The 12,551-nt window shown below is 74.1% G+C and carries 13 protein-coding genes; 5 read left to right on the top strand and 8 right to left on the bottom strand.

All coding sequences use genetic code 11. From position 1 onward, the window contains the following. The first annotated feature begins 88 nt into the window (after positions 1-88). Positions 89-1,132 carry a glycerophosphodiester phosphodiesterase family protein gene (locus ACWIX6_RS02665; RefSeq protein WP_448615306.1) on the top strand — a complete coding sequence of 348 codons (1,044 nt, stop codon included), beginning with the start codon at positions 89-91 and terminating at the stop codon, positions 1,130-1,132. 210 nt (positions 1,133-1,342) lie between these two features. Here ACWIX6_RS02665 and ACWIX6_RS02660 read toward each other — a convergent pair whose 3' ends face one another. Further along, positions 1,343-2,629, bottom strand: coding sequence for an adenylosuccinate synthase (locus ACWIX6_RS02660; protein ID WP_448615305.1), 1,287 nt, complete (start codon positions 2,627-2,629; stop codon positions 1,343-1,345). 75 nt (positions 2,630-2,704) lie between these two features. Between ACWIX6_RS02660 and ACWIX6_RS02655 the strand changes: the two genes are divergently transcribed. The 3 genes from ACWIX6_RS02655 to ACWIX6_RS02645 all read left to right on the top strand — a co-directional run bounded on the left by ACWIX6_RS02655 (position 2,705) and on the right by ACWIX6_RS02645 (position 5,347). Then, complete coding sequence (locus tag ACWIX6_RS02655) at positions 2,705-3,337, top strand: hypothetical protein (RefSeq protein ID WP_448615304.1); 633 nt, start codon at positions 2,705-2,707, stop codon at positions 3,335-3,337. A 145-nt stretch (positions 3,338-3,482) separates the two neighbouring features. Next, on the top strand, positions 3,483-4,544 hold the full coding sequence (locus ACWIX6_RS02650; RefSeq protein ID WP_448615303.1) for an ABC transporter permease: 1,062 nt from the start codon (positions 3,483-3,485) through the stop codon (positions 4,542-4,544). Continuing rightward, positions 4,541-5,347 carry an ATP-binding cassette domain-containing protein gene (locus ACWIX6_RS02645; protein WP_448615302.1) on the top strand — a complete coding sequence of 269 codons (807 nt, stop codon included), beginning with the start codon at positions 4,541-4,543 and terminating at the stop codon, positions 5,345-5,347. The genes ACWIX6_RS02650 and ACWIX6_RS02645 overlap by 4 nt, the downstream gene beginning before the upstream one ends. 57 nt (positions 5,348-5,404) lie before the next feature. On the opposite strand, the gene ACWIX6_RS02640 is transcribed toward ACWIX6_RS02645, so the two are convergent. The 7 genes from ACWIX6_RS02640 to ACWIX6_RS02610 form a co-directional block, all read right to left on the bottom strand. Further along, complete coding sequence (locus ACWIX6_RS02640; RefSeq protein ID WP_448615301.1) at positions 5,405-5,551, bottom strand: GPGG-motif small membrane protein; 147 nt, start codon at positions 5,549-5,551, stop codon at positions 5,405-5,407. 101 nt (positions 5,552-5,652) lie between these two features. Continuing rightward, complete coding sequence (locus ACWIX6_RS02635) at positions 5,653-6,060, bottom strand: DUF3151 domain-containing protein (protein WP_448615300.1); 408 nt, start codon at positions 6,058-6,060, stop codon at positions 5,653-5,655. Positions 6,061-6,062: 2 nt separating this feature from the next. After that, positions 6,063-7,097 (bottom strand): class II fructose-bisphosphate aldolase, encoded by a 1,035-nt coding sequence (gene fbaA, locus ACWIX6_RS02630; protein ID WP_448615299.1) that lies wholly within the window; start codon positions 7,095-7,097, stop codon positions 6,063-6,065. Between the two features lie 115 nt (positions 7,098-7,212). After that, the gene (locus ACWIX6_RS02625; protein WP_448615298.1) at positions 7,213-8,649 is read right to left on the bottom strand and encodes an FAD-binding oxidoreductase; all 1,437 of its coding nucleotides are present in this window, start codon (positions 8,647-8,649) and stop codon (positions 7,213-7,215) included. 41 nt (positions 8,650-8,690) lie between these two features. After that, positions 8,691-9,290, bottom strand: coding sequence for an orotate phosphoribosyltransferase (gene pyrE / locus ACWIX6_RS02620; protein ID WP_448615297.1), 600 nt, complete (start codon positions 9,288-9,290; stop codon positions 8,691-8,693). Positions 9,291-9,443: 153 nt separating this feature from the next. Beyond that, on the bottom strand, positions 9,444-10,121 hold the full coding sequence (locus tag ACWIX6_RS02615; protein ID WP_448615296.1) for a fasciclin domain-containing protein: 678 nt from the start codon (positions 10,119-10,121) through the stop codon (positions 9,444-9,446). 129 nt (positions 10,122-10,250) lie between these two features. After that, entirely contained in the window at positions 10,251-11,957 is a 1,707-nt protein-coding gene (locus tag ACWIX6_RS02610; RefSeq protein WP_448615295.1) for a molybdopterin-dependent oxidoreductase, read from the bottom strand. 259 nt (positions 11,958-12,216) lie between these two features. On the opposite strand from ACWIX6_RS02610, the gene ACWIX6_RS02605 reads away from it, so the two are divergent. Next, a complete protein-coding gene (locus ACWIX6_RS02605; protein WP_448615294.1) occupies positions 12,217-12,540 on the top strand; it encodes a hypothetical protein in 324 nt (107 codons plus the stop codon). The last annotated feature ends 11 nt before the right edge of the window (positions 12,541-12,551 follow it).

Genomic DNA, 12,551 nt, shown 5'->3' with positions numbered 1-12,551 from the left:
TGCAGGTGAGGCGGTTGTCCTCTGCATTGTCAGTTCCACGTCGGCGCGCGTTCGCCCGTCGGTCATCCACCTGAGTTGGACTGGACCCATGCACCAGACCGGCCTGCAGGCCGTGCATCCCTCCCGTTCCGATCAGCGCCAGGTGGTCATCGGCCACCGCGGTGCACCCAGCTACCGACCTGAGCACACCGTGGCCAGCTACGAGCTGGCCCTCGACCTCGGTGCCGAGCGCATCGAGCCGGACATCGTCCTCAGCAGGGACGGCGTCCTGATCGCACGGCACGAGAACGAGCTGTCGCTGAGCACCGACGTCGCTGACCGTCCCGAGTTCGCCGCACGCCGGCGCACGCAGGAGGTCGACGACAAGGAGATGACCGGCTGGTTCACCGAGGACTTCACCCTCGCCGAGCTGCGCACCCTGCGGGCGGTCGAGCGGATGCCCGCGCTGCGCCCGCTGAACACCGCCTACGACGGGCGCTACGGGATCCTGACCCTCGGCGAGGTGGTCTCGCTGGCGCGCCGCCGGTCGACCCGCACCCGGCAGGTGCGGGTGCAGGCGGAGCTGAAGTACCCGAGCTGGTGGGCCGCCCAGGGGCTGCCGATGACCGAGCTGGTCGCGGCGGAGCTGCGCCGGCTCGGTGCGGCCGGGCCGGACGGGCCCGTCGTCGTGCAGACCTTCGACTCGGCGGCGCTGCGGGCGCTGCGGGCCGACCTCGGCCCGCGCGGCCCCGAGCAGGTCCAGCTGATCAGCGACAAGCCGCGGCACGACGGCCTGGTCACCCCGGCCGGGCTCCGGGAGGTCTCCACCTACGCCGAGGCGATCGGCCCCGGCAAGCGCCGGATCCTGCTGCGCGGCGAGGACGACTCCCTGACCGGTGTCTCCGAGCTCATCGGCCAGGCGCACCGGGCGGGGCTGGCGGTCTACTCGTGGACGCTGCGCCCGGAGAACGCGTTCCTGCCGCTGCACCTGCGGCGTGGGACCGACCCGGCGGCGCACGGCGACCTGCAGACCGAGTCCCGGCTGCTGTTCGCCCTGGGCATCGACGGGGTCATCACCGACGCCCCGGAGGTCGCCGTCCGCGCCCGCTCGGAGCTGGCCGCCGCCGCAGCCCTGGTCCCCTCCCGCCGCTAGCCGGTAGGCCGACGCCCGAGGTGACCACGGCAGGAGCCGACCCCCCGAGGTGACCACGGCAGGAGCCGACCTCCCGAGGTGACCCGGGCCGTCGTCCGGAGGACGACTGTGGTCCGACGGCGCGGGGGCCGGAGGCTCCCCGGCGTCGGACCACGAAGCGGCTCCACGCCGGCCGGGACGGCACCTGGCCGCGGTGACGTCCGAAGGACGTCAAATGAGGGAGCGGACCACGACGTTCTCGTCGCGGCCGGGGCCGACGCCGATGACGCTGACCCGCGCGCCGGAGAGCTCCTCCACCCGGCGCACGTAGGCCTGCGCGTTGGCCGGCAGCTCCTCGAACCGCCGGCAGCCGGTGATGTCCTCGGACCAGCCCGGCATCTCCTCGTACACCGGGGTGGCGTGGTGGAACTCGGTCTGGGTCATCGGCATCTCGTCGTGCCGCACGCCGTCGACCTCGTAGGCGACGCAGATCGGCACGGTGGCCAGCCCGGAGAGCACGTCGAGCTTGGTGAGGAAGTAGTCGGTGATGCCGTTGACCCGGCTGGCGTAGCGGGCGACGACGGCGTCGAACCAGCCGCAGCGCCGGTCCCGGCCGGTGGTCACGCCGACCTCGCCGCCGTGCTTGCGCAGGTACTCGCCCCACTGGTCGTGCAGCTCGGTGGGGAACGGCCCGGACCCGACCCGGGTCGTGTAGGCCTTGAGGATCCCGACCACCCGCTCGATCCGGGTGGGCCCGACCCCGGCGCCGACGGCGGCCCCGCCGGCGGTCGGGTTGGACGACGTCACGAACGGATAGGTGCCGTGGTCGACGTCGAGCAGGGTGCCCTGCGAGCCCTCCAGCAGCACCCACTCGCCGGCGTCCAGGGCCTTGCCGAGCAGCAGCCGGGTGTCCACGATCCGGTGCTTGAGCGCCTCGGCGTAGCCGGCGTACTCCTCCACCACCTCGTCGACGTCGATCGCCTTGCGGTTGTAGACCTTGACCAGGACCTGGTTCTTCTCCTGGAGGGTCCCCTCCAGCTTCTGCCGGAGGATCGACAGGTCGAGCAGGTCCTGGGCGCGGATGCCGACCCGGGCGACCTTGTCGCCGTAGGCCGGGCCGATGCCGCGGCCGGTGGTGCCGATCTTGCGCTTGCCGAGGAACCGCTCGGACACCCGGTCCAGCGCCCGGTGGTGCGGCATGATCAGGTGCGCGTCGGAGGAGATCACCAGCCGCGAGGTGTCCACGCCGCGCTCCTCGAGCCCGGCGAGCTCCCCGATCAGCACCTGCGGGTCGACGACGACGCCGTTGCCGATGACCGGGGTGCAGCCCGGCGTGAGGATCCCCGAGGGGATGAGGTGCAGCGCGTACCGCTCCCCGTCCGGGGTGATCACCGTGTGTCCGGCGTTGTTGCCGCCCTGGTAGCGCACCACGTACGGCACCCGGCCACCGAGCAGGTCTGTGGCCTTGCCCTTGCCCTCGTCGCCCCACTGGGCACCGATCAGCACGACTGCCGGCATCGGGGTGCTCTCCTCGCTTCGCTGGTGTGCTCCGCACGGCAGGGCACCGGACAGGCCAGATGGCAGGGTATCGGCATGCCCGCACGACGGTTCGACCTGCGCGGCCTCGCCCCGGGCCAGGGCCCCTCGAAGCGGCACGTCGCCTCGGTGGTGGACGAGGCCGGTGAGCTGGTCGTCCAGGGGCCGGTGCAGGCGCTGGCCGCCGTCCTGGCCCGGTTGTGGCGCACCGACCGGCTGCCCGCGGTACCGGTCGGCTGGGAGCCCGCGGACGACGCCGCCTCGACCGGGCTCGCCCGGTCGCTGGGCCTCGGCGAGGGCGTCGAGCGAGAGCTGCCCCTGGTCCGGGACGACCACGGAGGGGTGCTGCTGCACGCCGGCCGCGTCGAGGCCGCGCAGACCCCGTCCGGACGGCGGCTGGTGCCGGCGCTGGGCCGGCGGTTCGGCGCGCAGGCCCACCACGACGCCGTCCGGGTGGCCGACGGCCCGGTGACCCGGATCGACGTCCGCCCGGACTGGACCCGGGTCGACACCATCTCGGTGGCGGTGCTGCTCCAGCCCCTGCGGCCGGTGCGGCGCACCAGCGGCCGGGCGCTGCAGGTGGCGTGCGCCCCGGCGCGGGTGCTCCGCGACGGCGTGCCCTTCGACCGGGAGGTCACCCGGTGGACCTGGTACGCCGACGACCGGGTCCGCTGGCGCCTGCGCCCTTGACGAAGTCGAAGGACCCCGCTGCCCCCCATGACACGGCCCACCACCGGCTGCTGTCGCGTCACCGGTGTCGTGGACACTGGGGCACCCGTCTGAGACCGAGGAGGCCCCTGCTGCCCTCGTCCCGTCGCCCGGCCGATCCCCTCCGGTGAAGGCCGCGCCGCTGTCCCGCGCCTCGGCGCCGCCCGTCGGCGTGCGACCGGGTGACCGCCGTCTGCTGGACCGGCTGCTGGCGCGACCCAGCGCCGGGGCCCTGGTGGGCCTGGTCGTCGTCGTCGTGGTGTTCGGGGTGCGCGCGCCGGACCTGCTGACGTCCGGCGGGCTGGCCACGGTGCTCGACGTCGCCGCACCGCTGGGGATCGGCGCCGTGGCGGTGGCGATGCTGCTGGTCGGCGGCCAGTTCGACCTGTCGATCGGGGTGGTCTCGGTCGGCAGCAGCCTGGTCACCGCCGTCCTGGTCACCCGTGCCGGCCTGCCGATCTGGGCGGCGCTGGCGCTGTCCCTGGTCGCCGCGCTGGCCGTCGGCGCGGTCAACGGCCTGCTGGTGGTGGCCACCGGTCTGCCCAGCTTCCTGGTCACCCTGGCCACCTTCCTGGTGCTGCAGGGCGGGTCGCTGGCGCTGGCCTCCGCCGCTGCCGGCTCCTCGCGGGTCAGCGGCCTGGCCTACTCGACCGGGTGGCGGTCGGCCGAGTGGCTGTTCGACGCCACCGTCGTGCTCGGTGACGGACGGTTCCGCGTCTCCCTGCTCTGGTGGCTGGCAGCCGCGGCACTGACCACCTGGCAGCTGTGGCGCACCCGGTTCGGCAACGCGGTCTTCGCCAGCGGCGGCGCCGGGCAGGCCGCCCGGGAGCTGGGCGTGCCGGTCGCGCGGACGACGGTGCTGCTGTTCCTCGGCACCGCGGCCGCCGGGTGGCTCATCGGCACCCTCGGCCTGGTCCGGCTGGGCGGCGTGCAGGTCAGCCCGGACCTGGGCAGCGAGATCGACTTCCTGGTGGTCGCCGTGATCGGCGGCTGCCTGCTGACCGGCGGGTACGGGTCGACGATCGGCGCGTCGCTCGGCGCACTGGTCTACGCGGTGGCGCGCGAGGGGATCGCGCGGTCGGGGTGGGAGAGCTGGTGGTTCCAGGCGTTCCTGGGCGTGCTGCTGCTGGTCGCGCTGCTCGCCAACGGCGTGGTCCGGCGCCGGCTGCGGGCGGTGCCACGCTCGTGACCACCGCACCCCCGGCGGGACAGCCGCTGCTGGTCCTGCGGGACCTGACCGTCGCCTTCGGCAGCGTCCCGGCGCTGTCCCGGGTGTCCCTCCGGCTCGACGCCGGCGAGGTGTGCTGCGTGCTGGGCGAGAACGGGTCGGGCAAGTCGACCCTGGTCGCGGTGCTGTCCGGGCTGCAGCGGCACAGCGAGGGGGAGCTGTCCGTGGCCGGCCGGCCCGTGCGGTTCCGCTCCCCGGGCCAGGCGCGGGCCCAGGGCATCGCCACGCTCTGGCAGGACCTGGCCATCGCCCCGCTGATGTCGGTGTGGCGGAACTTCTTCCTGGGCGCCGAGCCCACCCGCGGGGTGTGGCCGCTGCGCCGGCTCGACGTGGCCACGGCCTGCGAGGTGACCACCCAGGCGATGGCCCGGGTCGGGGTCGTCGGGCTGGACCCGGACCAGCCGGCGAGCGCCCTGCAGCCCGGGGAGCGGCAGAGCCTGGCGATCGCCCGCGCCCTGCACTTCGGTGCCCGGGTGCTGGTCATCGACGAGCCGACGACACCGATGACGCTGGCCCAGCGCAGCGTGGTGCTGCAGTCGGTGGTGACCGCCCGGGACCAGGGTCTGGCCGTCGTCTTTGTGACGCACAGCCCGCAGCACGCCCACCTGGTGGGCGACCGCTTCCTGCTGCTGGCCCATGGGCGGGTGGCCGGGGACCTGACCCGGGACGACGTGGACGCCGACGACCTCACCCGGCTGGTGGCCGGGGGCGACGAGCTGTCCCGGCTCACCGTCACACTGCGCAACGCCCGCGGGGACCGCTGACGCAGCGCTGAGCCCTCCGTCACCGGCCGGGGAGAGCCGGCGACGGGGGGCTCGCCGTCATCTCGTGAAGATGCTCACCCCGCCCGGCCCGACGAGCAGACCGACGATGATGAGGACGACACCCCACAACACCTGCTTACGCAGGATGGCGAAGATGCCAGCGATGACGAGGACGACGGCCAGGATCCAGAGCAGAGTCGCCACGGTGATCCCTTCCTACGTGGGGCGCCGTGATGGCGCCCAGTGGAGCGACCGTAGTGACTCTTGGTCACAACGGCATCTCGATGACGATCATGCGACCGCGGTCATCTCCCCAGCGCCGGATCGCAGTCACGCAGCAGCTGGTGCAGGCGCTCGGTCTCGGCGACCTCACCGATCCGCTCCGAGGCCGCGGCCAGCACGGTGACGCAGCGGAGGAAGCCGCGGTTGGCCTCGTGCGACCAGGGGACCGGGCCAAAGCCCTTCCAGCCGTTGCGGCGCAGGGCGTCCAGGCCCCGGTGGTAGCCGGTGCGGGCGTAGGCGTAGGCCTCGATCGTCCGGCCCCCCTCCAGCGCGCCCTCGGCGAGGGCGGCCCAGGCGGCACTGGACGTGGGGTGCGCCGCGGCCACCTCGGCCGGGTCGGTGCCGGCGGCGAGCGCGTCGTCGGCGGCCGGGTCGCCCGGCAGCCGGGTCGCCGGCGGCTCCCCGAGCAGGTTGTGGTGCGCGTGCGTCACGGTCAGCCCGCCTGGGACTGGCCGGCGGACAGCAGGTCCTCGCAGGCCCGCACGACCCGGTCGGCCATGCCGGCCTCGGCGAGCTTCATGTAGGTGCGCGGGTCGTAGGTCTTCTTGATGCCGACCTCGCCGTCGATCTTGAGCACGCCGTCGTAGTTCTTGAACATGTGGTCGGTGATCGGCCGGGTAAAGGCGTACTGGGTGTCGGTGTCGACGTTCATCTTCACGACGCCGTAGGACAGCGCCTCGCGGATCTCCTCCAGGGCCGAGCCCGAGCCGCCGTGGAAGACCAGGTTGAACGGCTTGGTGCCGTCCCCGAGACCGAACTCCTGGGCGACGACCTCCTGCCCGCGCTTGAGCACCTCGGGGCGGAGCTTGACGTTGCCTGGCTTGTAGACGCCGTGCACGTTGCCGAAGGTGGCGGCCAGCAGGTACACGCCCTGCTCCCCCAGCCCGATGGCCTGCGCGGTGCGGACGAAGTCGCCGTCGGCGGTGTAGAGCTTCTCGTTGATCTCGTGGGCGACGCCGTCCTCCTCGCCGCCGACGACGCCGATCTCGACCTCGAGGACGATCTTCGCCGACGCGCACTTCTCGATGAGCTCGGAGGCGATGTCCAGGTTCTCTGTGAGCTCCACCGCCGACCCGTCCCACATGTGCGACTGGAACAGCGGTGCCTGGCCGGCGTCCACGCGGTCCTGGGAGATGGCGATCAGCGGACGGACGTAGGAGTCCAGCTTGTCCTTCGGGCAGTGGTCGGTGTGCAGCGCGACCTGCACCGGGTAGCGCTCCGCGACGACGTGGGCGAACTCGGCCAGCGCGACCGCACCGGTGACCATGTCCTTGACCCGGGTGCCGGCGCCGAACTCCGCGCCGCCGGTGGAGAACTGGATGATGCCGTCACTGCCGGCGTCGGCGAAGCCGCGCAGCGCCGCGTTGATGGTCTCCGAGGACGTGCAGTTGATGGCCGGGTAGGCGAAGCCGCCCTCCTTCGCCCGGCTGATCATGTCGGCGTAGACCTCGGGGGTCGCGATGGGCATGCGTGCACTCCTGGCGTCGGGGTCAGCTGCTCTGCTGGACGTCAGTATCGCGGCCGCCCTCCGCCGGTGTGGTCCCCGGGGCGCGCTTTCCGCCGCCGGGACCCCACCGGACCGGTCAGGGACGCGCCAGGGCGCCGAGCGCCCCGAGGTCCCCGCGGTGCGCCCGCCGGAACATCTTGCCGGGGTTGAGCAGCCCGGCGGGGTCCAGGGCGTCCTTGACCGCCTGGTGCACCGACAGGGACACCGGGCCGATCTCCCGCTCCAGCCACTCGGCCTTCACCGTCCCCACGCCGTGCTCGCCGGTGACCGTCCCACCCAACGAGAGCCCGAGCTCGAGGATCGCGTCGAACGCGGCGAAGGCCCGGGTGCGCTGGTCGGGATCGGCGGCGTCGAAGACCACCGTCGGGTGCATGTTGCCGTCGCCGGCGTGCCCGACCACGCCGATGACCAGGCCGGACCCGGCCGCGATGGCGTCGCAGCCGTCGATGAAGGTGGCGACCCGGGAGCGCGGGACGGCGACGTCGTCGAGCAGCAGGCTGCTGCCCAGCCGCTCCAGCGCCGGCAGCGCCATCCGCCGCGCGGTGAGCAGCAGGTCGCCCTCGGCGGGGTCGTCGGTGGAGTGCACGAAGTCCGCCCCCGCCTCCTCGCAGATCCGGGTGAGCGCGGCGATCTCGGCCACCGCCGCCTCGCCCCCGCTGTCGGACTGGGCCAGCAGCAGCGCCTGGGCGTCCCGGTCCAGGTCGGCCCGCATCAGGTCGTCGACCGCGCGGATGCAGGTGCGATCCATCACCTCGAGCATGCTGGGCACCAGGCCGCTGGTGACCACCCGCTCGACGACCTGCCCGGTCTGCGCCGAGGTGCCGAAGCTGGCCACCAGGGTGATGGGTGGCGGCGGGGAGGGCCGCAGCGCCAGCGTCGCCTCGGTGATCACGCCCAGCGTGCCCTCGGAGCCGACGAAGAGCCGGGCCAGGTCGTAGCCGGCGACGCCCTTGACCGTCCGCCGGCCGGTGCGCAGCACCCGCCCGTCGGCGAGCACGACCTCCAGGCCGAGCACGTAGTCGGTGGTGACGCCGTACTTCACGCAGCACAGCCCGCCGGAGTTCACCGCCAGGTTGCCGCCGATGGTGCACCAGTCGTAGCTGGCCGGGTCCGGTGGGTAGAACAGCCCGGAGCCGCGGACGGCGTCCCGCAGCGTCTTGTTCACCACGCCGGCCTGGACGACGGCGAGCCGGTCGGCGGGCGCCACCTCCAGGACGGCGTCCATCCGGGTGAGCACCAGGGTGATGCAGCCGTCGGTCGCGTTGGCCCCGCCGACCAGCCCGGAGCCGGCGCCGCGCGGCACCACCGGCACCCCGTGCCGGGACGCGACCCGCATCACCGCGACCACCTCGTCGGTGCTGCGCGGGAGCGCCACGGCGGCCGGCACGCCGGCCTCGGCCAGCATCGCCTGGTCGCGCGCGTAGGACGCGGTCACCTCGGGGTCGGTCAGCACGCTCTCGCGCCCGAGCGCGTCCTGCAGCTCCCGGACCCACGTCGTCGTGAGGGTGGTCACCCGGTGACCGTACGTCGGAGACCGCCTGGTCGAGACCCTGTCTAGAGGTCGAGGTCGGCCAGGTCGAACGCCGCGCGGTACTCGAAGCCGGCCGCTTCGACCGCCTCCCGGCCACCGCGGTCGACGATCACCGCCACGGCGATCACCTCCGCGCCCGCCTCCTGCAGGGCCTCGGCGGCGGTGAGCGGGCTGCCCCCGGTGGTGGAGACGTCCTCGACGACGAGCACGGCGCGACCGGCGACGTCCGGGCCCTCGATCCGCCGCTGCAGGCCGTGCGCCTTGCCCTCCTTGCGGACCACGCAGGCGTCCAGGAAGCCCTCGCCGGCCGCCGCGGCGTGCAGCATCGCGGTGGCCACCGGGTCGGCACCCAGGGTGAGCCCGCCGACGACGTCGTAGACCAGGTCGCCGGTGAGCTGGCGCATCACCCGGCCGACCAGCGGGGCGCCCTCGTGGTGCAGCGTCAGCCGGCGCATGTCGATGTACCAGTCGGCCTCCCGGCCGGAGGAGAGCGTCACCTTCCCGTGGACCACGGCGAGTTCCACGATCAACTCGCGCAGCCGGTCGCGGTCGGGGTGCGCGGTCCCGTCCCAGGGGCCCGCCCCGGAGGACGAGGGGTGGGCGGGGAGGGCGTCCTTCTGCATGCCGGCAGACCCTACGCAGCGCTCCGGGCGCGGTCGCACCGAACGCGGCAGGGCCGCCGTCCGGGTGCGGACGACGGCCCTGCCGTGCGGGTCAGGCCCCCTGCAGGGCCCCGCCGCGAGCGTGCGAGCGGTGGGGGGCAGGGGGGTCCTTCCTCAGGAGGTGGCGGGAGCCAGGACCTGGTCGATGATGTAGACCGTCGCGTTCGCGGTCTGCACGTTGCCGCAGATCACCGAGGCCGGCGCGCTGCCCAGCACCGTCTGGTCGGCGGCGAGGGTGAAGTCCTCACCGGAGCCCTCGATGGTCACCGTGCCACCGGCCACGGTCGCGTGCTCACCGGCCAGCTCCTCCGGGGTCAGCCGGCCCGGGATGACGTGGGACGTCAGCACGGTGGTCAGCTGCGCGGTGTCGGCCAGCAGCGCGTTCAGGGCGTCGGCCGGGACGGCCTCGAAAGCCGGGTTGGCCGGGGCCAGCACGGTGATGTCCTGGGTGGTGTTCAGCGTGTCCACCAGGTTGGCGGCGGTCACGGCCTGGACCAGCGTGGACAGCACCGGGTTGTTGCTGGCGGCGGTGGCGACCGGGTCGTCGGTCATGCCGTCGAAGCTGCCCTCACCGTCGGCGGGGACGGCCGAGCAGCCGGCGCCGAAGGGCTCGTCGGACGCCGGGGCGGCCGTGGTGCTCTCCGGGGCGGACGACGACGACGAGCTGCTGCTCGCCTCCGGGCTGCTGGCGGTCGAGGTCGACTCCTCGGCACCACCACAGGCGGTCATGGTGAGGGCGAGACCGGACACGGCGGCCAGGACGACGCTGCGGTAGAGGCGGGGGGTGGTCATGGCGTTTCTCCCATGTGTTCTCGTGCGACGACAGTCGCGGGGTGGGACCCGGGCCGATGGCCCGGGCAGCGCCGCCGGCCGGTGGCCGTCGACGAGCGTGGGGGGTGCCGGCAGGCGGCACCCGGTCGGTCAGGTCGCGATGACCCGGATGGAGTGCCAGCCACTGGCGCCGTTCGGGAACGGCGCCGCGCGCTGGTCGGTCTGCACCGTGCCGGCGCGGTCGGTGGCACGGACGGTGAGCTGGTGCTGGCCGGGAGGCAGGTCGACGGGCAGCACCCACTGGCGCCACAGGTCGGCGTCCACCTCGGGGGCGAGCTCGGCGTCGACGAAGTCGGCGTCGTCCACCTTGACCTCGACCCGGGCGATGCCGCGGGTCTGGGCCCAGGCGACCCCGGCGACGGCCTGCCGGCCGGCGGGGATCTGGCGCAGCGGCACAGGGGTGTCGATCCGCGAGAAGACCTTGATCGGGCCGTCGGTCGCCCAGTCGCGTTCGGTCCAGTAGGCGTCGAAGGCGTCGTAGGTGGTGGCCTCGATGCCGGTCAGCCACTTGCACGCCGAGACGTAGCCGTACAGGCCGGGGATCAGCATCCGGACCGGGAAGCCGTTGGCGACCGGCAGTGGCTCGCCGTTCATCCCGATCGCGAGCATCGCGTCCTCGACGTCGAGGGCCGACCGGGTGGGCGCGCCGATCGTCATGCCGTCGCTGGACCGGCACACCAGCTGGTCCGAGCCGGACTGGACGCCGGCCTCACGCAGGAAGTCGCCGAGCGGGACGCCGATCCAGCGGGCGGTGCTGGCCAGCGTGCCGCCGACCTCGTTGGACACGCAGGTGAGGGTGATGTCGCGCTCGATGAGGTCGTCGCGCTCGAAGAGCTCGGCGAGGGTGAACGACCGCGGGTCGTCGAACATCCCGCGCAGGGTCAGCGAGTACTCCGACGGGCGGAGCTGGGGGACGGTGATGGCGGTGTCCACCCGGTAGAAGTCCGCGTTGGGGGTGAACAGCGGCGTCAGCCCGGGCACGCGCTCGGCGAGGTCGGCGCCGGCGGGCAGTGCGGCGGCGGGCGAGGACGGCACGGGCAGCGCCAGGTCGGCGCGCTCGCCGGCGACGGCGAAGCGCCGCTGCAGCAGCCGTCCGCCGCCCCCGGTCACCGCGGCCGCCCCGACGGCGACCCCGCTGGTGACCAGGAAGCGCCGGCGGTCGACGGTGGACCCGTTCCGGTCCCCCGCGGCGAGCACCTCGCGCAGCCGGCCCAGCACCCGGTCGTCGGCCGACCGGCCGTCGTCCTCGGCCGGGTCCGTCCCGGCGGCGGTGCCGGACGCCGGCGCAGGACGGGCGGTCCGCGCGGTGAGCGCGGCGAGCAGCGCGCCGAGCGCGACGATCCCGGCCATCGCACCGACCAGCGAGGGGATGCCGTCGGCCAGGCCGCCGGCCGGCCGGGTGACCGCCGCGACGAACCCGACGATCCCGAAGACGGCGATCCCGGCGTAGCCGAGCGGGCGGTTGCGCAGCCCGATCAGGCCCACGGCCACCGCGTAGAGCGCGATGACGAGGAGGGTGCCGACGACGAGGGCGATCTTGTCGGCCTCGCCGAAGGTCGCGATGGCGAAGGCCTTGACCGGCTCGGGGGTCAGCGGGATGGCGGCGTTGCCGACGGCGATGACCGGGCTGGACGCCGGACCGATGAAGCCGGCGACCAGCTCTGCCGCCCCGAGGGCCACGGCGGCGGAGATCACGCCGGCCAGGGCGGCCAGCAGCCGGCGGGGTGCCCGGGCGCCGGCGGCCGGCGGAGCCGCCGGTGCTGCGCTGGGGGCTGCGCCCTGCTCGGTGTCGGTCATGCACTGTCTTCGCGCTCACACCCGGTTTTGGTTGATCACGTTTCTGTAACACGCCACACAACCTGTCGACACCCTCCGCCGGGCGGTCGTGCCACGCTGCACGCATGAGCGCGTCGCGACCCGCCGAGCCACCCGCCGCACCCGCCGCGGGACGGCCGGGGATGCCCGCCTCGGTGCGCGTCTCCGTCGCCCTGCTCGCCGTCGTCGGTGGCTTGCTGCTGGCCAGCGCCCTGTTGACCTGGGGCGGCCGGGACGGCGTGTGGAGCAGTACCTGCGCGCCCAGCCGGGCGCGACCCGGGCCGACGGCGAGCGGCTGGTGCTGCTCAACGTCGGCCAGGGCCTGCTGCTCGGCGTGCTGGCGGCGGTGTCGGCCCTGTTCCTGTCCCGCCGGCACGGCTGGGCCCGGTGGACCGGGGTGGTCGGCTGCGGGCTGCTGGTGCTGCTCACCGTGTGGCTGAGCGTCGGCGTCGGCGGCATCACCGTCAGCTCGCTGCTGCTGCTGGTCCTGTGCGTCGGCGCGGTGAGCAGCCTGCTGGCCCCCACGACCGCCGGCTGGACCCGCTCGGGGTCCGCCGGCGGCTGAGTACGGGTCGG

It is taken from the genome of Modestobacter sp. URMC 112 (genome assembly GCF_053502575.1).
Note: the sequence above shows the minus strand (reverse complement) of the source record. Positions and strands in the feature narration are given on the sequence as shown.

Coding starts and splice junctions, on each gene's coding strand:
- fbaA (WP_448615299.1), bottom strand. CDS start 7,097: ATGCCCATCGCGACCCCCGAGGTCTACGCCGACATGATCAGCCGGGCG.
- pyrE (WP_448615297.1), bottom strand. CDS start 9,290: ATGCAGAAGGACGCCCTCCCCGCCCACCCCTCGTCCTCCGGGGCGGGC.
- ACWIX6_RS02655 (WP_448615304.1), top strand. CDS start 2,705: ATGCCCGCACGACGGTTCGACCTGCGCGGCCTCGCCCCGGGCCAGGGC.
- ACWIX6_RS02660 (WP_448615305.1), bottom strand. CDS start 2,629: ATGCCGGCAGTCGTGCTGATCGGTGCCCAGTGGGGCGACGAGGGCAAG.
- ACWIX6_RS02610 (WP_448615295.1), bottom strand. CDS start 11,957: ATGACCGACACCGAGCAGGGCGCAGCCCCCAGCGCAGCACCGGCGGCT.
- ACWIX6_RS02615 (WP_448615296.1), bottom strand. CDS start 10,121: ATGACCACCCCCCGCCTCTACCGCAGCGTCGTCCTGGCCGCCGTGTCC.
- ACWIX6_RS02665 (WP_448615306.1), top strand. CDS start 89: ATGCACCAGACCGGCCTGCAGGCCGTGCATCCCTCCCGTTCCGATCAG.